Annotated in this window: 19 protein-coding genes; 2 read left to right on the plus strand and 17 right to left on the minus strand. The window is 45.3% G+C overall.

Going from position 1 to position 19,187, the window contains the following annotated elements:
* Positions 1-77 precede the first annotated feature (77 nt).
* Both A7D23_RS08310 and A7D23_RS08315 read left to right on the plus strand, forming a co-directional pair.
* A complete protein-coding gene (locus tag A7D23_RS08310; protein ID WP_025205780.1) occupies positions 78-572 on the plus strand; it encodes a DUF6323 family protein in 495 nt (164 codons plus the stop codon).
* Positions 566-1,939: a DUF6179 domain-containing protein gene (locus A7D23_RS08315; RefSeq protein ID WP_068883556.1), complete on the plus strand. Its 1,374-nt coding sequence runs from the start codon at positions 566-568 to the stop codon at positions 1,937-1,939. Before A7D23_RS08310 ends, A7D23_RS08315 begins: the two co-directional genes overlap by 7 nt.
* 706 nt (positions 1,940-2,645) lie before the next feature.
* Here A7D23_RS08315 and A7D23_RS08320 read toward each other — a convergent pair.
* The 17 genes from A7D23_RS08320 to A7D23_RS08400 form a co-directional block, all read right to left on the minus strand.
* Positions 2,646-2,960, minus strand: coding sequence for a zf-TFIIB domain-containing protein (locus A7D23_RS08320; RefSeq protein ID WP_019226295.1), 315 nt, complete (start codon positions 2,958-2,960; stop codon positions 2,646-2,648).
* A 46-nt stretch (positions 2,961-3,006) separates the two neighbouring features.
* A complete protein-coding gene (locus tag A7D23_RS08325; RefSeq protein ID WP_025205783.1) occupies positions 3,007-3,549 on the minus strand; it encodes a nitroreductase family protein in 543 nt (180 codons plus the stop codon).
* A 96-nt stretch (positions 3,550-3,645) separates the two neighbouring features.
* Positions 3,646-5,601: an LTA synthase family protein gene (locus A7D23_RS08330; protein WP_019226293.1), complete on the minus strand. Its 1,956-nt coding sequence runs from the start codon at positions 5,599-5,601 to the stop codon at positions 3,646-3,648.
* Complete coding sequence (hypE, locus tag A7D23_RS08335) at positions 5,564-6,553, minus strand: hydrogenase expression/formation protein HypE (RefSeq protein WP_019226292.1); 990 nt, start codon at positions 6,551-6,553, stop codon at positions 5,564-5,566. Before hypE ends, A7D23_RS08330 begins: the two co-directional genes overlap by 38 nt.
* A gap of 168 nt (positions 6,554-6,721) precedes the next feature.
* Positions 6,722-7,768, minus strand: a complete 1,047-nt coding sequence (gene hypD, locus A7D23_RS08340; RefSeq protein WP_019226291.1) for a hydrogenase formation protein HypD — start codon at positions 7,766-7,768, stop codon at positions 6,722-6,724.
* Complete coding sequence (locus A7D23_RS08345; protein WP_015042845.1) at positions 7,758-7,982, minus strand: HypC/HybG/HupF family hydrogenase formation chaperone; 225 nt, start codon at positions 7,980-7,982, stop codon at positions 7,758-7,760. The genes hypD and A7D23_RS08345 overlap by 11 nt, the downstream gene beginning before the upstream one ends.
* Before the next feature lie 140 nt (positions 7,983-8,122).
* Positions 8,123-8,773 carry a hydrogenase nickel incorporation protein HypB gene (hypB, locus tag A7D23_RS08350; RefSeq protein WP_019226290.1) on the minus strand — a complete coding sequence of 217 codons (651 nt, stop codon included), beginning with the start codon at positions 8,771-8,773 and terminating at the stop codon, positions 8,123-8,125.
* A 15-nt stretch (positions 8,774-8,788) separates the two neighbouring features.
* Positions 8,789-9,136 carry a hydrogenase maturation nickel metallochaperone HypA gene (gene hypA, locus A7D23_RS08355; protein ID WP_019226289.1) on the minus strand — a complete coding sequence of 116 codons (348 nt, stop codon included), beginning with the start codon at positions 9,134-9,136 and terminating at the stop codon, positions 8,789-8,791.
* The gene (locus A7D23_RS08360; RefSeq protein WP_019226288.1) at positions 9,129-9,551 is read right to left on the minus strand and encodes a 4Fe-4S binding protein; all 423 of its coding nucleotides are present in this window, start codon (positions 9,549-9,551) and stop codon (positions 9,129-9,131) included. Before A7D23_RS08360 ends, hypA begins: the two co-directional genes overlap by 8 nt.
* Before the next feature lie 10 nt (positions 9,552-9,561).
* The gene (locus A7D23_RS08365; protein WP_019226287.1) at positions 9,562-10,641 is read right to left on the minus strand and encodes a nickel-dependent hydrogenase large subunit; all 1,080 of its coding nucleotides are present in this window, start codon (positions 10,639-10,641) and stop codon (positions 9,562-9,564) included.
* A 15-nt stretch (positions 10,642-10,656) separates the two neighbouring features.
* Positions 10,657-11,019 carry an NADH-quinone oxidoreductase subunit C gene (locus A7D23_RS08370; RefSeq protein WP_019226286.1) on the minus strand — a complete coding sequence of 121 codons (363 nt, stop codon included), beginning with the start codon at positions 11,017-11,019 and terminating at the stop codon, positions 10,657-10,659.
* Entirely contained in the window at positions 11,020-11,457 is a 438-nt protein-coding gene (locus tag A7D23_RS08375) for an NADH-quinone oxidoreductase subunit B family protein (RefSeq protein ID WP_019226285.1), read from the minus strand.
* Positions 11,458-11,487: 30 nt separating this feature from the next.
* Positions 11,488-12,345: a complex I subunit 1 family protein gene (locus tag A7D23_RS08380; protein WP_025205785.1), complete on the minus strand. Its 858-nt coding sequence runs from the start codon at positions 12,343-12,345 to the stop codon at positions 11,488-11,490.
* The gene (locus A7D23_RS08385) at positions 12,342-14,234 is read right to left on the minus strand and encodes a proton-conducting transporter membrane subunit (RefSeq protein WP_019226284.1); all 1,893 of its coding nucleotides are present in this window, start codon (positions 14,232-14,234) and stop codon (positions 12,342-12,344) included. The genes A7D23_RS08380 and A7D23_RS08385 overlap by 4 nt, the downstream gene beginning before the upstream one ends.
* A 428-nt stretch (positions 14,235-14,662) precedes the next feature.
* Positions 14,663-15,832, minus strand: a complete 1,170-nt coding sequence (locus tag A7D23_RS08390; RefSeq protein WP_019226283.1) for a pyridoxal phosphate-dependent aminotransferase — start codon at positions 15,830-15,832, stop codon at positions 14,663-14,665.
* A gap of 98 nt (positions 15,833-15,930) precedes the next feature.
* Positions 15,931-18,471, minus strand: a complete 2,541-nt coding sequence (locus A7D23_RS08395) for an ABC transporter permease (protein ID WP_019226282.1) — start codon at positions 18,469-18,471, stop codon at positions 15,931-15,933.
* Complete coding sequence (locus A7D23_RS08400; protein WP_015042856.1) at positions 18,468-19,145, minus strand: ABC transporter ATP-binding protein; 678 nt, start codon at positions 19,143-19,145, stop codon at positions 18,468-18,470. The genes A7D23_RS08395 and A7D23_RS08400 overlap by 4 nt, the downstream gene beginning before the upstream one ends.
* Between the last annotated feature and the right edge of the window lie 42 nt (positions 19,146-19,187).

Consider the following 19,187-nt stretch of genomic DNA (forward strand, 5'->3'; position numbering starts at 1 on the left):
ACACATCTTTCTGATTGTCAATATCCTCTTGCATCATCCTCTAATCAAATCAATGCAACAGTGAAAGGATGTCGGAAATGGAACCATTTATGCTGCTCCCTCCTGCCATGATCAACAAGATGTCCGTGCATGAGATCCTGGAATGCAACGACCAGACGGCCCGCTTTGGTTTACAGCTTTCAGCATCAGAAGCCTTAGAGCTTGTAGAAACACGCGCTCATTCTCTTCGCAGCTTCGGACGGGTTGAATTTGCAGGCGGCATGATTAATAAGCTCATTCTCCGCTTTTGTGATTCCCCTTTTCTCTCCTGTCATAATTATGCCGCTGCCCTAAATGACCTGATCGAGGCATTTTATTATTTTAAGAATGAGACGCTTGATGAAATAAGCGACGACGAGTTGATCGGACTGATGAAGGTTTATTTTGACGGGAACTGTCAGGGCTCGCTTGAGTTGCTGCAAAACCGCGAACTGGAAACGCTTGCCCGTAATATCCGCTATGGCCTGACGGATTATTGGAATGTACACCCCAACGAAGATGATCCGGACAATGAGGAGGTGGACGTATGGTGAATTTACTCAGAAAACACGCGGTATTGAATATGTCTCTTCCTGAAAGCGCTGTTCTTCAGTCACTTTTGGAACAGGCTTTTCAGCATGGACTGCTGACTGACGTTGAACTTCAGCATATGCAAACACAAATCGTTAAACTCCTGACAAAACAACTGAAACGGTTTACACATGGCGACAGCTGCTCCGTAAAGTCGGAAACAGCGCAAAGTATCATGCTGTCCATCCTGTATACGATCGGTATCTATCTGAAGAGCCTTTCTAATCCCAGTCTCTGTCTGGATTGTCTCAAACAAGACCAAATCAATGATCTGTTTCAGGAAGGCAGAAACATTATTAATCTTCGCATCAGTGAAGCCAAAACACTTCTGTCTGTAATTAATCATGACGGTTTGACCTTTGCTAACCAGGCCTATAGCGATACGCTCGAAAATGGCATTCCGGCATTTTTTACAGCTTATGATCCGGAATTCGCCGCGCACGAAACACCCGGTTCAATCGATTACCCGCTTAGCAATGATCAGATGGATTTAACAGGGATTGTCTATATTCATCATTACTTGCAGCAATTATACCATGAGGATACGTTCTGCCTGAATTTCCCCGATGAAGACATCCAATGTTTGCTGCGTGGGTATCACGATCATTCCGAGGACTTGCTGCTGAATATTTTTGAGCTGGTATTAGCCCAATCACTTGGCTCAGTACTGGCCGGCAAGTCTGCGCGTCAATTGAATATCAGTCAACAGGATCGGGAATACCTTCAGCAGAAATTATCAAAGCTCCCCGACCAGGAATTTGATGTTATGCTGCAGAATGCTTTGACCCAAGTCAGCGATGAGCTCGCGTTTAATGACAGGAGTCAGGTTCAGCTGCTTCAAGAAAGTATGGCTTCTTTTGCTGTCAGGCTCAAAAATGCTTTGCATAATGGGCGGTTGGAAGCAGTCTTTATTACTTTAAAAGCGCAACCGGAGCGCCCTGCGATCATTTTTGAAGACGGACCGGGCTTAGCAGATGACATATTCCGAGACATTGCCGAAGAAATCCGACAATGCCGCTATATTGAAGATAAGCTTGCAATCATCCGGAGGGAAATTCACAGCGCTGCCGACCTGGCAGATATTCTCGAAGCATCCTGCCTTTTGGAAGATGAATATGACAGTATTTATCATTCCTTAACCACGCTGGAACTTGCGCTGCTGATCAAATCACTCCCGGCGCCCGATCCATCATTTTTTATCCATTCCGGGTACGCGGCCTCTGAAGAAATGAAAGAGTGGCAAATCCGGCTGATTTCCTTTGTTGACCAGCTTGTGCCGTCTGAACGAGCTAACCTGCTTCATCTTGTCAAAGGTCTGACGATTATATAAAAAATGTACCTCTGAGATACCGTCCACTTCCTAAAAAATATTTTAAGCCTTTTATTCATAAAACTAGGCCCATACTTATCTATGGAAAGGAACCTTTATAGAAAATAGCAAAAAAAAATATATAGAATGACTCAGCAAAAAAACAGAGTCGTTGCTCTGCTTTTTCGTTTTATTCTTCATCATTCTTTTTCTGCTATGTATTTTAGTCTGAAAAGAGCACGCAATGATCTACCTTGCACCACCATAGATGGTTGATTACCTAGCCATGATCTTTCGACCATAACCAAGCAGGTCGCCACCTATGATCATGGTTTGTTCGACCATGCAAGATATCTTAACAGCTGACAGCAACCTCACGGCTGCAGCCAACCATTAATTCTATAACTTTGTAACGAACTTACAAACTCATAGAATATACGACACCCGGCATAATCTTAGCTCGACCCTTAACGATAGGTTGGAACCCTAAAACAATAAAAATTAATCGACTGCCTCAAAGCTTTTCCCAACCGTTAAAAATCTTCCCTCCGACTATTTGAAAGCCTTTGACCTTCAGATAATCTTTGGCCGACCCGGTTACACCCCCGAAAGAGCATAACAGAGTCTTGGCTCAACCATTACGTACCCTTTTACAATCTTAGAATTTGCATTTTTGCTGTTTTTTATCCCAGGCAATAAATTCCTCACTTTTTCGTTGAGGCATGGATCAGTCACCGCCAAAATCGAATAGATCACTTAAAAAAGATCCCCTGCGTTGCTTCGAATTTTTGCCGTAATGGTCCCGATCATACGCATGCTCATGTTCACGATCATGATGTTTGTTTTCATGCTCATAATTTCCGTATTCATTCACATATCCAGGTCTGCGTTCCTGAGTACTGCTCTCGGATTGAGATTTTTCGATAATTTTGTCCAATTCGCCGCGATCGAGCCAGATCCCGCGGCACTGTGGGCAGTAATCAATTTCTACTCCTTTGCGTTCCGTCATCTGCAATTTCACATGACACACCGGACAATCCATGAACAACACCTCCACAAGAATTTATTTATAGGATAAGCTTATATGCTTAATATTTGTTTAGAAATTCTGTTCCGTATTGATTGACAAATATATTTTGATACTGCAAATCTTGCTCCGTCCTGCGTAATTTTTGTTCAGCAGGATATCCAAGCCCAATCATACATTCCACTTTTAAGCCTTGAGGTATATTCAGCACTTCCTGGATATATTCTTCCGTGGTCTTTCCCTCGGACTGATTTCTGTTTCTGACCTGAACCCAGCAGGAGCCTAGTCCCATCGATTTTGCGGCCAATTGAATAATGATCGCAGCTATGGATGCATCTTCGGTCCAGACATCGGTTAGACTGCTGTCCGCCAGAACCACAATGCACAAAGGGGCTCCGCTTAAGAAAGCTGAGCCGTGCTCTCTGGCCAAGGAAAGTTTCTGAAGCAGGTCATGATCTTCCACAATGATGAAACGCTGCGGCTGAATCCCTCTACCAGAAGGGGCCAACAAAGCAGCCTTGACCAGATTTTGGATTTTATCTTTTTCTATTGCGGCCGGACTATATTTACGGATACTTCTTCTATCATATAACAAATCAAGCATTTTTATCCCTCTTTCCTGTATATTCATTGGCTTCTAATACACAAACTACGATCTATCAACTCTAGCTAAAAACTTTACCCGTCTCAAACGCTCACCTTATTTTTTTGAATATTGCTTTCCAAATAACAAGTCATATTCCAGCAGCCAGTAATCTTTTTCTGCTTCCTGAAATGATGAAGGAAGCTCGTCGTACGTCTGCCCATATTGGTCAACGAAGACCGATTTGCCATAAACGGGCAGTACATCTGCCATCCGACCGGTATACTCAAAAATAGTATTCCCTGGATAATTCAGCTGTTTCAACAAATAGGCCCCTAGAAACGACGGACTGATAAGTCCCAAATCTGTGGCACTTCGTATCGTTTTGGCTGCGTCCGCAGAACTTGTATCTGTATCTGTATCTGTATCTGTATCTGCATTTGCATTTGTTTCAACAGTGTCCTGCTGATCGTTTGACCAGATGATCAGCGGGACCGATTTCATTTTTAAGGTGTCCCCCGTTGACCATTCGTTTTCATTCCCGGTAATATAGCCGGTTTCTTTATAGACCTGATAATCCTTGCCCAAAAAAGGCAGGTGGTCCCCAAAATAAACGACGATTGTTGGCCTGTCCGATTTCCGCAAATAGTCAGTCAGATAAGCCAGCGACGCATCTGCATCCCGTACGCCTTCCGCATAGGTGTCTAAAATCCCTTTTCCTTCGGATGTAAGACTGCCGGATGTACTGACCGTATGATCACTGTAACGGTCCGCCGGATAAGGACCGTGATTTTGCATCGTTACAGCAAAAATGAATTCCGGCTGATCGGCTGTTTGAAGCTCTTGAATAATTCTTTTACTGACTTCGATATCTGCAATATATTCACCGTCAATTTTGGCCCCGTTGAAATCTTCCAGACTATAAAAGTGCTGAAAACCCAGCAGCGGGTAAATCTTGTCCCTGTCATAGAACCAGCCGTGGTAGGGATGAATGGCCGTCGTCTCGTAGCCGTAACGCTGAAGCAAGTTCGGCAAAGCAGGCAGGGATTTTGTGACATACTGCTGGTAAGCAATCGCTCCCTGTGGCAGGAAATTGGTCGATAATCCTGTCAAAAACTCAAATTCCACATTAGCCGTACTTCCTCCAAACACCGGGGATAATATCTCGCCAGAAGTGCCCTCGTTGCTTAATTCTCGAAAATTCGGCAGCGGATCTTCAGAAAAAGCAACCTTCGGAAGCCTGGTAGGATCCCAGAAAGATTCATCCAGAATGACAACAATATCCGGCTTCATTCCGCTGTCCTGAACACCAGCAGCCGCCGCTGACGAACCGGCTTTGTCCTCGGCTGTGATCTTGCTGATGGTTTCTTCACTATAGCCAGCTGGCTTCAAAACCATGATATATTCCGTGTTCATCATGAAACCCAGAAGAAAACCGTTCTGTAAGCTGTTTTGGGTTTGGACCCAGTAGATATGTTCGATTTCTGCCATTTTAAACAACGTCTGTAGCGGCGTATGCCGGTAAAAAACCAGCAATGGTATCAGAATAGCGACGCCCGCAAGAACACCCATCCTGGTCCTTAAGCGTAGGCGATATTTCGGAACAAAGAATACCCCGGCCAGAATAAGGACGATAATCATCACGCCAAGAAAAAAAAGGACCGGCAGCACTTCTCCAGAAATCTTAGGCAACAGATTATAAACCTGATCGAATCTCCCAAAATCCCAGGGAAATAAAGGATCCCCTAAAAACTGTTTCTTTACCATATTTGTTAACGAAAGTAAAATCAGCAGGACGGATGAAGAAATGACCGTAAGCCGCAGATTCCCTGTAAGAAAAAGAAAAAAACACAGAAGTACAATTGCCAAAAAATCGTTCATTAAAAATACCAGGAGATTGGAATAGATCCATACAAGAGCTGATTTAAAATCTCCCCGTTGGATCATTTCAGCAATAATGACCTGGACGAATGCTGTAGCTGCAATCCAGATCAGGAAGCCCTTAGCTGACAGCTTCCTGGTTCTTAAAGGGCTTCTAACAAATCCTTGGAAGGCCTTCACCATATAAGACATCGATAACCCTTTTCCCTCCGAGTCTTGTTTTCACTGTTACGAGAGGTTTTCCGGTCTCTGTGACGCTGCCAATCAGCCTCGCCTTGGTGCCAAGAGGATTTTGCTTTAGAATATTCAGAGCCCGTTCCGCATGTTCCTGAGCAGTGATACAGAGAAACTTTCCTTCATTGGCCATATAGAGCGGATCCAGGCCTAAGATATCACAGAAGGATTTGACTTCCGGATCCACAGGAATGCTTTTCTCCTCGATTTCTACGGCATGGTTTGAAGCTTCGGCAATCTCATTCAGAACCGTGCCTAAGCCCCCCCGGGTAATATCCCTCATCGCGCGGACCTCAATGCCTGCCTGAAGCAAATCTTCAACCATTGGTCCAAGATTTGCACAGTCACTTTGGATTGAATTGACAATCTCCATGCGCTGAGACATGATGCAGGCGTGATGGTTGCCCAAATCACCGCTAACGATGAGCGCATCTCCCTCACGGATCACATCTGTGCCAATGTGCCTGCCGCTTTTTCTGAAACCAAGACCGGCTGTGTTGATATACAAACCGCCATTTCCCTGAACGACTTTGGTATCTCCGGCAACAATTTTGATGCCTGCTTCCTTAGCCGTTCTGCTCAGTGAAGCGACGACGCGGTCAAGCAAATCCAGATCGAGGCCTTCTTCGAGAATAAATCCCGCTGTCAGATACTGAGGCTCGGCTCCTGCCATCCAGAGATCGTTTACCGTTCCACAGACAGCAAGCTTGCCGATATCCCCGCCCGGGAATTCCAGAGGCGTGACCACAAAAGAATCGGTGGTCATCGCCAGAGGGTATTCGGAAACAGGCAGGATTGCCGAATCTTCCATTTTATCAAGGTAATCGTTGGCTAAATATTTATGAAAAAGATCTTTGATAAGCTCCCTGGTAGCATTGCCGCCGCTCCCATGCGCCATTACAATCTTCATTTACTCACCTACTCATTTTTCATTACAGGCTGCTTAGCCTGCCTGAGTCCATCTGTAAACTATCTTACTGTATCTATCTTATCTATCTTATCTATCTTCTTAGTATATTTTCCCGACTTATTTTCTCATAGGCAACATTTAAACGTTGATTACAAATTTATGAATGGATTACTTTCTGGTAAACCGAAACCAAATGCCGCAGGTGCCCTCAGACGATACCATACAGGGTCCCTGCGCTTTAGCCGGTGTACAGACCTTCCCAAACATCGGACACTCATCAGGGTTGATCTTACCAAGGATAACCTCGCCGCAGCGGCAGTTCGTCGTTTTTTGAGCAGTATCACCGGCAAGGTCGGCCGAACCGGCATCGTATTTCCGGTATTTTTGATTCAGATATAAACCGGAATCCTCAATAACGCCGATCCCACGCCAAAAAGCCTGTCCAGACTCAAAATAATTGTTGATATAGGCTAAAGCAACCGCGTTCCCCTCGGGCTTAACCACGGAAGGATAAAGATTATGCACTTCGTGTTTATGATTTTCGACTTGTTTAACCAAATCGTAAATGGCGATCAGGATATGTTCCCCTTCAAAGCCGGCTACGGCAAAAGGCTTCATATACTGCTCCGTCAAACCTGCATAGGCCTGCGAACCAAGAATCGTGCTGACATGCCCCGGCGCAATAAACGCTGATATTTCATTATCCGTGGCGCAGATAAAATCAAGAGCCGGCATAACCCTGCGCAGTGCAGTCAAAAACTTAATATTCGTCAGACCGGAACGCTCCGTTTGCTCAATAACCAGTGCATAAGACGGAATCGTGGTTTCAAAGCCGACGCAGGCAATCACATACGTAAGTTCCGGGTTAGCTGCGGCCTTTTTAAGCGCTTCCTGCGGTGAGTACATGATCTCGACCCTTGCCCCGTCCGCCTTGGCCTCACTTAAAGATTTCTCCGAGCCCGGCACTTTCATCATATCGCCAAAGGTAAGCAGCACGTAGTTCGGGGTCATGGCCCATTCAATGGCTTTATCAATATAGGAAGCCGGAGTTACGCACACCGGACAGCCCGGGCCGGATATAAGCCTGATCTTTGGCGAAAGCAGACTGCGTATACCGTTCTTAAAGATTGAGGAAGTATGAGTTCCGCATACTTCCATGATTTTAAGCTCTTGATGATCTCCCGCAAGCTCTTTCAGTATATGATCAAGATTCATATTTCAGTGACTCCAATTCTGCAAATAGCTCCAAAATTTCATCGGCAGTGTCCTTCTGAATAACTTCAATGGCGCATCCTGCATGAACCAGTACGTAATCACCTGCTTGGGCATCCACCAGGGCCATATTAACATCAATAATATTCCCCTGGAAATCAACCTTACCGGTAAAATCATTTACTTCCACTACTTTCCCGGGAACAGCCACACACATTTCGTTCACCACCCTGTTCAAATGCCGCTAGTATCTATTAGTACCTTGTCAGCTCAAAATTGTGATATACAGGATTTAGGGTTGACATCATACTAAAATTATTTTATTACGGTTGACCTAAAAAAGCAAAGAATGACCTTTTAGCTTTTTCTTTGCAGCAGCCATCCCGCAACATCTTCAAAACCTTGTCCGGTTTTGGCGTTGACTTCGAACACCGGTGCAGTTTTATTCAGTGCTCTAACACCTTTAAGGAAAAATTCATCGTTAAAATCAACATACGTTTTTAAATCACATTTCGTAAGCAGAATCACATCAGCTTTTTCAAAAGCCAGAGGATATTTGTACGGCTTATCGCTGCCCTCGGCTGCTGAACAAATCAGCATTTTGATATGCTCACCAATTTGGAATTCTGCCGGGCAGACTAAATTACCAATATTTTCAATGAACAACAGGCCGGGCTTGTCGAAAGACAATCCGTCCAAGGAACTCTGGATCGTAGGCGCATCCAGATGACATGCTCCATTCGTGTTGATCTGGATCGCTTCAATACCTAACTCTTTGAGCTTGACCGTGTCAATATCCGATTCGATATCTCCTTCGATCACATATACTTTATTTTCAGAAAGCTGCTGAATTAGATTAATAATGCTCGATGTCTTTCCCGCTCCGGGCGCCCCCATGATATTAACAACAAAGACTCCCATTTTGCCCAGTTTTTCCTGCGTCGCAAAGGCTATCCTGTCATTTTCATCAAAAATGTTCTGGACAACCTGAATTTCTTTTTCAGCCACTTAAGGCCCCCCTTTTTATTCTGTTTCTATTTCTATATCTTTAACATAGAATTCTTTTCCAATGTTTGTTGGCATGCCATCATTGCCGCAGTCAGGGCAGGCAAAAGAAAACGGCTGACGCGCATAATGAATATTGCAGTCCGGGCAGTACCACTTGGCTTTAATATTCTCCATTTCGAGAACAGCCCCCTCGCAGAGCGTGTCTTTCGAAATAATGTCAAAATACATCTGAATGGATTCGCCAATAAAGCCGGACTGTTCTCCGACAACCAAGGTAATGCGCGTAATACTACGCGCATTATTCTCTTTGGCTTTTTCAGAAGCAATTTTTATGATTTGTTCAGTAATCGGAAATTCATGCATCTTCTTCTACTGTTTCCACCTGTGTAGGATTATCCTGAGCTGCTGTCCCGGAAGCAACTTCCTGGACGACAGGCCCATATGCAGTAAACAACTTACTCGATTTATCTCTCATTGGTGCAGTATAACTTCTTTGGGTATTCAGGCAGTTTTTCGGGCATACCTGAACACAGAAATTGCAAACAATACAGCGGGTACGATCGATTTCCCACTTTTTATCGGATTTACCGACCGCAATAGCTGTGGCCGGACATCTTTTAGAACAAATGCCGCAGAACGAGCAATTTTCTATCTTAGCCATCTCAATGCTGCCGCGCGTATTGGGATAAAACTCATTTTTGATGACCGGATACATCGCTGTAGCAGGTTTGCTGAATAAACTTTTCATAATCGTTTTGTTAATTACATTAAAAGCCATGCGTCTCTCCCTACCTTTCCGTACAGCTGATACAAGGATCGATGGTCAATGCCAGCACCGGAACATCTGCAAGGTCTGCGCCTGGCAGTATTTTCAACAGCGTCGGGATATTCGCAAACGTTGGTGTTCTGACTCTGAACCTCTCCAAGTATTTTGTACCGTTGCCTTTAGCGTAGTAGAAAGTCTGACCGCGGGGCTGCTCCATACGTGAAATATATTCTCCGCTCGGATTGCCTTTTATCTTCATATCCACCTCGCCGTCAGGTATTTTCTCAATACACTGGCGAATGAGATCCAGAGACTGGTATACTTCACGCACCCGAACCACGGTGCGGGCGTAGCAGTCGCCGTCTTTTTCGACGATTGGCTCAAAATTCAGATCACCGTAAGCGGCATAGCCTAAGGTACGCATATCCTGAACAACACCACTGCCTCTCAGGGTTGGACCAGCGGCACCCAGATCGATCGCTTCCTGATAAGTCACGACGCCTATGCCTCTGGTTCTCTTCTGAACGGAATAGTCCCGTACAAATACATCCGTCACCGTTTTGGCTTCCTCCGCGATGTCTTTGACAATAACCTTTATTCTATTCAATGTGTCGTTGTCAATATCCTTCCAGACCCCGCCAATTTTACATACACTAAATATAACCCTGCCACCGGTGGTCTCTTCAAAAATATCGAGTACTTTCTCCCGGATCCGCCAGCAATGCATAAACAGGCTTTCAAAGCCATAAGCATCGGCCATGAGACCGAGCCAGAGCAAGTGGCTGTGTACCCTGGAAAGTTCCGCCCAGATGGTACGCAGATATTTGGCACGGGGCGGAATGTCCACGCCCATCATGCCTTCCAGCGTCTGGGCATAGGACTGTCCGTGAATAAAACTGCAGATCCCGCAAATACGTTCAATGACATAAATCATTTCATTAAAATCTCTTTTTTCAACCAGCTTTTCCAAGCCCCTGTGCACAAACCCGATCGAAGGAACTGCGCCAACTACTTTCTCATCTTCCATAATAAGATCGAGATGGAGCGGTTCAGGCAGTACCGGATGCTGAGGGCCAAATGGAATTATTGTTCGCTCACCCATATTACCATCCCTCTCCTATTCTTTTATATCTGCGGCAGCTATATTGAAAGGCTGTTTAACTGCCGTCTCGTAAAATGTCCCCTGAAAATCAACCGCCATTCCACTGACATTAATACCATAGAGATCATGAATCTCGTTTTCATAAAGAAACGCGGCAAAATACACATCACTGATACTCGGAATAGTATCGCCAGACTGGACATCCAATCTCAGATTTTCCAAAGTCAAGTCCAGCTTTTCAAACGAATAAAGCAAATACATTTCCGATGGCGTTTTTGTACAGCAGATTTGGATCAGGCGATACCCATTCTGCAGATACTGCTTCGCACGATCAACAAGCTCTTCAGCTGTAACCGGATTAATGATACGTTCCGTCATCTATTTCGCCACCTTCCTCAAGTTCTGATATTTTTCCTCAAGAACTCCCAAAGCCTGAACAACACCGTCAATGATTGCTTCAGGTCTGGCAGCACACCCAGGGACATACACGTCTACCGGAATGACGTTATCGATTCCGCCCTGGACATTGTAGCATTCACGGAAGATTCCTCCGGAAGTGGCACAGGCTCCGATCGCCACAACAACTTTCGGATCCGCCATCTGGTTATAAATATTTTTAATGACCTCTTTATTTTGTTCATTGACAGATCCTGTCACGACGAAAATATCGGCATGCTTTGGATTGCCAATATTGAGAACGCCAAAACGCTCGACATCATATAAAGGCGTCAGACAAGCCAGTACTTCGATGTCACAGCCATTGCAGCTGGAGGCGTCGTAATGGACCAACCAAGGAGACTTCGGCAAGTATGACAAATCATTTCACTCCAATCAGTATAAGGTTTTTCATCTGAGTGCCAGATAGGCGATGTTGCCTACGCCGAGCACAAGTGCAACGATCCAGGCGCTTCCGAGTACGGACTGCCATTTAAGACGGGAATAGTTGTTATCGATCCAGATCTCCAGGAAATAGACGACGATCGCCAGGATTAAGGCAATGATCGGGCTCGACGCGAAGAACAGACAGACAATACCCAGCAGGAAGACATTTTCATACCAGTGGGCAATCTCAATCAGCGCCAGATCCGTCCCGGAAAATTCCGTGATAATCCCACGGACAATCTCCTGATGCGCATGATGAGACATCGATATATCAAAAGGTGATTTACGGAATTTAATGGTTAGGATAAACAGGAATCCAAGAAAAATACCTGGCAGACTGTAAAGCAGCGGTTGGTCATACATTGCGATGTCCCAAACATTAAAACTTTTCGTCACCATGTACATTCCTACAGTCGTTAAAATGACCATCGGCTCATAGGCCATGATCTGCAGCATTTCTCTCTCTGCACCGATATAGGCGTACGGCGAAAAAGTAGAGTAGGCCGCAATGATCAGGAAGATACTGGCCAGCGTCAAAGCGAAAATCGCCAGCAGCAAGTCTCCGCCGCCAAAGAATATCGCTCCCGAGATAATTACAAAAACGATAAAACAGATGATGTACAGCCTCTGCTGCGGATTTACCGCAATACTGCTTTTGTTCATCAATTTAAAAATATCATAGAAAGGCTGCAGAATCGGCGGACCGTATCTGCTCTGCATCCTGGCAGATATTCTGCGGTCCACCCCGGCAATCAAACCACCGATGAACGGGGCCAGAATGATATAGAGAATGACCATTAACCATGCATAATTTCCACTCATATGATCCCCACCCCAAACATTATGATGATTAGAACAATACTGATCACAACACCAAGTTTAAACAGTTTGCTCTCACCGAAAATATTTTCCAGATAGAAACTCCTCATCGTTATTTCTCTTGTAAGACCCAGAGAACCATAAAACTTCTCTTTTTCGGGAGTATTGAGTCCCGCCAGGTACTGCGGTTTATACTGATAATTCTTGTGCGTGAACGACAGACCCACAGGCAGAACGACCATCAGACCGACCATAATCAGCAGAATAATGACATTTCCCTGATCCAGTAGGTATGTCTGATTATAGATGGACGCAATAAACGGCTCCAGAGAATATTTCGAGATGAGCGGGAACAGCAGACAAATCCCAACTGTCAAAACAGCAAGCGTAGTCAGCGTAAAGCGTTCTGTCCCTGGGACCTTTGACTGGAATTCCAGCGGTCTTTCTTTCACCATCAAAAGCTTACCGAGCCACTTTGTCCAGAAGAATAAAGTTGCGGCACTTCCAAAGGCCACAAATACCGTGAGTACCGGATTTGCTGTAACCAGCCCTTCGAGCGCTGCCCACTTACTGATCAGCATACCGAATGGAGCAAGAAACATTCCCGCAATCCCGATGACCATACCAATTGCAATCTTCGGCATTTTGGTAATCAGTCCGTCCATGGACTCGATGATACGGTCACCGATGTTATGCTCGACTGTACCAACAGACAGGAAGAGCAAAGACTTGGCAATCGCATGGAAGATCATAAGCATGATCGCAGCCCACATCAATTGATAGGTTCCAATGCCGGCGCAAACAATAATCAGGCCAAGATTGGAAATCGTTGAATATGCGAGTACACGTTTGGCATCCGACTGGGAGATGGCCATAAAGGCTGTCAGGACAAATGTCACCGCCCCAACCATCGCGACAAACAGTCCGACCATTGAACCGCCGTCAACAAAAGCAAAAACCGGTGAAAGTCTGATGATTAAGTACACACCAGCTTTAATCATGGTACTGGAATGGAGCAGTGCGGAAACAGGGGTCGGCGCAACCATCGCTCCAAGCAGCCAGGAAGAAAACGGCATCTGGGCAGCTTTTGTTAACCCGGCAAACGCAAGTAACGCTGTCGGCAGAAGCACTACGGTAGACGCAAGCTCCGGCAGCATGTTCAGCTCAATCGTATGCGCATTGATAAATAGGTAGACAATGGCGATGGAAAAACCAAGTCCACCAAGCAGGTTCATGTTTAAAGCCCTGAACGCATTCTTAATCGCAATTTCTTCGCGGCTGTAGCCGATCAGGAAGAATGAACTGAATGTGGTGATTTCCCAAAAGAAATAAAGCCACATCAGATTGTTGGCAAAAACAACCCCATACATCGCTCCTAAAAAGACGAAGATAACAAAAAAGAAAAACGGGGTCCTGTCTTTAACTTCCTTGTGATGATGATGATAATCCTTCATATAGCCAACAGCAAATATCGCTATCAAACTACTGATGATACCAATGATCAGTGTCATGATCAGAGAGAGATTATCAACAAATAAATTATACGATGTCTGGATCTCTTCCCCATAAGAACCTTCAAACCATATCATAATTGCAGCACTGGTTAGCATCAAAAGCCCGGCCAGATACTGTTTGTATTTCAGCGAAATCCCAATGACAATGACTGCTAGAATGACCTCAATTGCAAATATTCCAAGATCAATATATTGATTATCCAGATTAAAGAATACTGCCCCTGTGTTAAAATACTGAACAGCCAGATTGACTGATGCTACAGTCAGAATGATTGTTGACAGCACCACAATGCCTTTCCGGACAGCCGGCTGCGGCAAGATAAGCAAAAGCAGTGCAACAACAATTGGAAACAAAATAAGAAATAGCACTGTGTTCATAGTGTCCTCTTTCCCCTCAATTATTAAATCGTTTATTAACCTCAATCATGAACTTGATAGCAAAATAAGGTGCCCAGTTCTTATTCTGCTTTCTGAGAATTATTATGTCCCCCTTTCCAAATAATATAAAATATGGTTTCATACTCATTTCAAACCAAGTTTAGTATTTAGTATAAGGACTTGCTTCGATAATTTCAACAATATTGCAACAATTTTCTAAACTTTTTTGAGAATATATTAAATTATTCAGAATTTTCCGCCTTTTCACGTTCCGATATATCCCTTGGAATCTCGCTGCTATCTTCTGGATCCTTCCGTATGCTTTACTATGCTATTTCATGCTCTTCTCTTCAGTTACCCGAAATACAGGGTGAACCAAACTAACGGTGCAGCCTCATACTGCACCGTTGATTGTTTTTAAATATCTATTATAACTTTTTCAGAGCAATATCAATTTGGCTTACGGCTTTTTCAAGATTTTCCAAGGAATTCGCATAGGAAATCCTCAGATATCCTTCGCCGTATTCCCCGAACGAACTGCCCCAGAGGGTCGCAACACCTGCTTCGTTTAACAGGTACTCGGCCATCTCCTTGCTAGTTTTTCCAAAAGCTTTGATATTCGGAAACACGTAAAAGGCACCGCGTGGTTTCAGACAGGTAACCCCACTGATGGCATTCAGTCCGTCAACGATCCGATCCCTTCTGATTCTGAACTGCTCTGCTCTTCTCAAAACTTCATCCTGCGGTCCTGTCAGAGCCTCAATACAAGCCATCTGTGTAAAACCTGCCAGACAGGAAGTACTGTTCACAACGAGCTTGCCAATTTGCTGGGCGGCTTCCTTCGGCATAATGCCATACCCGGCGCGCCAGCCGGTCATCGCATAGGTCTTCGAGAATCCGTTCAGTATGATTGTCTTTTCTCTCATATGCGGCAGCGAAGAGATCGAAAATGACGGCTCTTCATAGACGACATTTTCATAAATCTCATCCGAGAGAATCACAATATTACGGTCGGCCAGAAAATCAGCGATTTCCTGATAGTCTTCTTTCGTCAGCATCCCGCCGGTTGGGTTTTGCGGCGAGTTGATAATCACCATTTTGGTTTTGTCTGTCACGAGGGATTTGAATTCCTGGATATCCATTCTGAACTCATTCTCTTCACGCAGCGGGATCGGTACCGGTACCCCGCCAACGAACTTAATGACGGATTCATAAATCGGGAAACCCGGATTCGGATAAATGACCTCATCTCCGGGGTTAACCGTAGCCAAAATGGCGTAAAACATGATCGGCTTTCCACCCGCCGTCATGACCACTTCCTGAGGGTCGATTTCATAGCCTCTTTTTTTGCCCGCATAATCCGCAACGGCCTGTCTTGCCTCCAGCAGGCCTGAAGAAGGTGTGTATTTTGTCATGCCGGCCCGCAGGCATTCCATTCCTTTTTCTATGATATTGGGCAACGTCGGAAAATCCGGTTCACCAATCTCAAGGTGAATAATTTCCCTTCCCTGCGCTTCCAAAACATTGGCCTTAGCCAGCATTTCAAAAGCCGTCTCACTGCCCAGTCTATTCATCCGGTCTGCAAATATCATACGCATAATACTATATCTCCATCCTCAAGTTGATCATTTCATTATATTTTACCTGAAAAAGCGGGATGAAATCAACCTAAAAAAGTATGCTCATCATACAAATACTATTCCGCTTCCCTCAGCCGCTCCACGATACTTTGCTTGTCCGTCATGGCATACGATACCAAAGGAATCATCATACCAAGCATAAACAGGAAAGGAAGTACGATCAAAAGCGGCCACAAGATAAAATGATAACTAAAGAACCACAGCAGACCACAAAAAGATTTGACAATTAAAAGTGAAAATAACGTGCTAAATACGAGCGACAGTGCGCAAGTGCCAAGCGTATAATAAAATCCTTCAAACATTAATATACGGCGCAGCTGCCTTCGTGTCATGCCTATGCTTTGCAGCATGGCAAATTCTTTGCGTCGGGTCAAAATGCTGGTGAGAATGGCATTGACAAAATTGAGAATGCCAATCAACCCGATGATAAAGCTGAGTGCGCCGCCAATCATCACAACGGTGCTCTGCATACCGGAAAACTCCTTGAGAGAGGTGAACTTCGAGACGTAATTCATGACTGGTTCCACTGAATCCGTGTAGCTTTGCAAAAAACGCTCCATTGCCGCCTCTTGATCTTCGGAGACATTGAAGGCATAGCTCATTACGGCGGGCTGTACTACCATTGTTTTATAGACATCCGCGGGGAGATAGAAGTTATAGTCCCATCCGGTACGGTCGGAATTGGAATAATGTTTGATGGCCACATGACCCAGCATGATAAACTCCTGCGTCGTGTACTCCCTGCCAGCAAATGTTTCCGACGTTCCTTTATAGTTGTGAAGTATTACCGCGTCACCAATCTCATAATGCTTGTTCTCCATTTCCGGTATACTGTTATCGTCCAGCGGGACTCCCTCCAGAATGTACTTACCAGTAGCCAGCTTTGCATCATCAAGCTCACCGTCGATAAGCTCCAGTCGCTGAAGAGGCATACCCTCAAGACCATAGACCGCAGCCATCAAATCGCCGTAGGGATTCCTGTTATATTCCTGGGTGGTGTTCTTTTCGTCCTCTGCCGCAAATCCTTCCGCTCTGCCGCCATACAGTCGCCCACCCGCCTCAAAGCCGGGCTGTGTTTCCACCGCCTGAATAAAGCTCTCGCTGGTCTGGTTTTCGGGACCGGAGTAGTCATTTTGAAAGTAATCGGCATGGGCAATCAGAAAATCGGTATCCACGAATTTAGAAAGGAACTTATTCATATCAATGCTCTGAGATAGCGTAAACACCGTGTTCAGCAAAACAAGGCTCAGGGACAAGCTAATGACTACTAAAACGGTACGTCTTTTGTTCCGCCCTAAATTAGCCAGGGCCATACGGGGCATTTTTCCGCCATCAGTGGATTTTTTCGGTTTGCAGTTCTGCTTTGTATTTCCATCCGTATACCGCACTGCCTCCACCGGTGAAACAGAGGCGGCTATCCTACCCGGTTTGAAGGTACTGATGAGCACGGTGACCAAAGCAAACAGCGCCGAACCAATAAAAATCCATGGGCTTGGCGATACAGACACCGCACTTCCGGCATAGGTGGAATTGTTTATGAGGAGAGGAACAAGGGATTTACCAATAGAGAAACCTAAAATCAATCCGATTGGAATTCCTATGGTGGAAAGGATCAGTGCCTGTCTGCGGATAATCCGGCGTATCTGTCTCCCTGTTGTTCCAATGGTTTTCAAGAGTCCATAAAAACGAATATCCCGAATGACGGAAATCTGAAAAATGTTGTAGATAATAAGATAGCCGGTGAATACGATCAATAGCAAGCCCGAAAGCAGTGCAATCAGCGTACCTGCGTCCATACCAAAATTCGTGGAGAGATATGCCCAACTCACATTATGCTCCAAGTAATTCGGCGCTTTTTCATCCAGAGAATAGCCACTGTCGGTAATGACCTTTGCCAGCTTCCCCTCCAAATCGATGCTGTTTTTGAACATAATAGACGCGTTGATAACCCCGGTGAGAGAATTGTCCACCTTATAGCTGTTTTGCAGTTCGGCCGGATGAGCATCTACATAGGCACGGGAGGCCAAGATCTGGCCCACGTTAAAAACGGGGTCGCTCTCCCACCAGCCTGCAAGGACAAAATCCCGCTGTACTTCTTCGCCCCGGATGTCAAGTGTGAGCGTAAGCGGCGCGCCAACCTCAAGGGGAACGCCCATCAGCTGCAAGGTCTTGGTATCTGCAATGACTTCGTTTTCAGCTACAGGTTTGTGTCCGCTTGTTGGTTCGCAAAATCCGAGCTTCATCCCGCCATCATCATCATACCAAAACTCGGCACGCCGTTTGAGAAATTCCTTGTTTTCCACCCCGTCGCATAGCATTCGGTTATAGGAAATTTCTTTAATAAGTACATGATCTTTGATGTTGTTGAATTCCTCGTCAGTGATATATTTAAGCACAGCATGGCCGTCGCCGCCCGCCTGCCTCATCGTGGCCTGCTGAAGACCCTCCACCGTACCGATCCCCATGGTGAAAAGCGTGGTGAAAAGCACCGCTGTCAAGGCAATGGCGATGATCGCAATCAAGTTGCGGACTTTATTTGCCCGATAGCTCTTGTCGGCCAGATTGCGAATCGCTTTTTTGTTTTTTACTTTGATCATTTACTTCCACCACCCACAATTTTTCCATCTTCAATTCGGATGATGCGGTCTGCCAACTGGGCAATTTCCTCGTTGTGGGTAATCATGACAATGGTCTGACTGAACCTTTCGCTTGTAACCTTGAGCAGTCCCAGGACATCTTGGCTGGTTTTACTGTCGAGGTTTCCTGTCGGCTCATCCGCGAGAACGATAGCAGGCTTAGCAGCTAAGGCTCTGGCAATTGCCACCCGTTGCTGCTGACCGCCGGAAAGATTGTTGGGCAGATTGTTCAGTTTGCTTTCAAGCCCCAATGTGCCGATGATTCTGTCCACATAGCGTTTATCCGGCTCGTTCCCGTCGAGCTGAATAGGCAGGACAGTATTCTCGTACACATTCAATACAGGAACAAGATTATAATTTTGAAAGACAAAGCCTATTTTTCTTCGGCGGAAAATCGTCAGTTCTTCGTCTTTCAGTGCAAAGATCTCCTTTCCATCGACAGTGACCGTGCCACTTGTGGGGCGGTCAAGCCCGCCCAGCATATGTAGAAGCGTAGACTTGCCGCTGCCGGATGTGCCTACGATGGCTACAAACTCCCCACTCTCCACGGTGAGGTCGATGCCGTCTAACGCTTTAACCGTTGTATCTTCGCTGCCGTAATATTTTTTTAATTTTGTTGTTTCAAGTATCGTCATTTTGTTTTCCTCCCCAAAGAAAATAGTCAGTATCGCAGTTGC

This window comes from Dehalobacter sp. TeCB1 (assembly GCF_001707455.1).
Classification (GTDB): domain Bacteria; phylum Bacillota; class Desulfitobacteriia; order Desulfitobacteriales; family Syntrophobotulaceae; genus Dehalobacter; species Dehalobacter restrictus.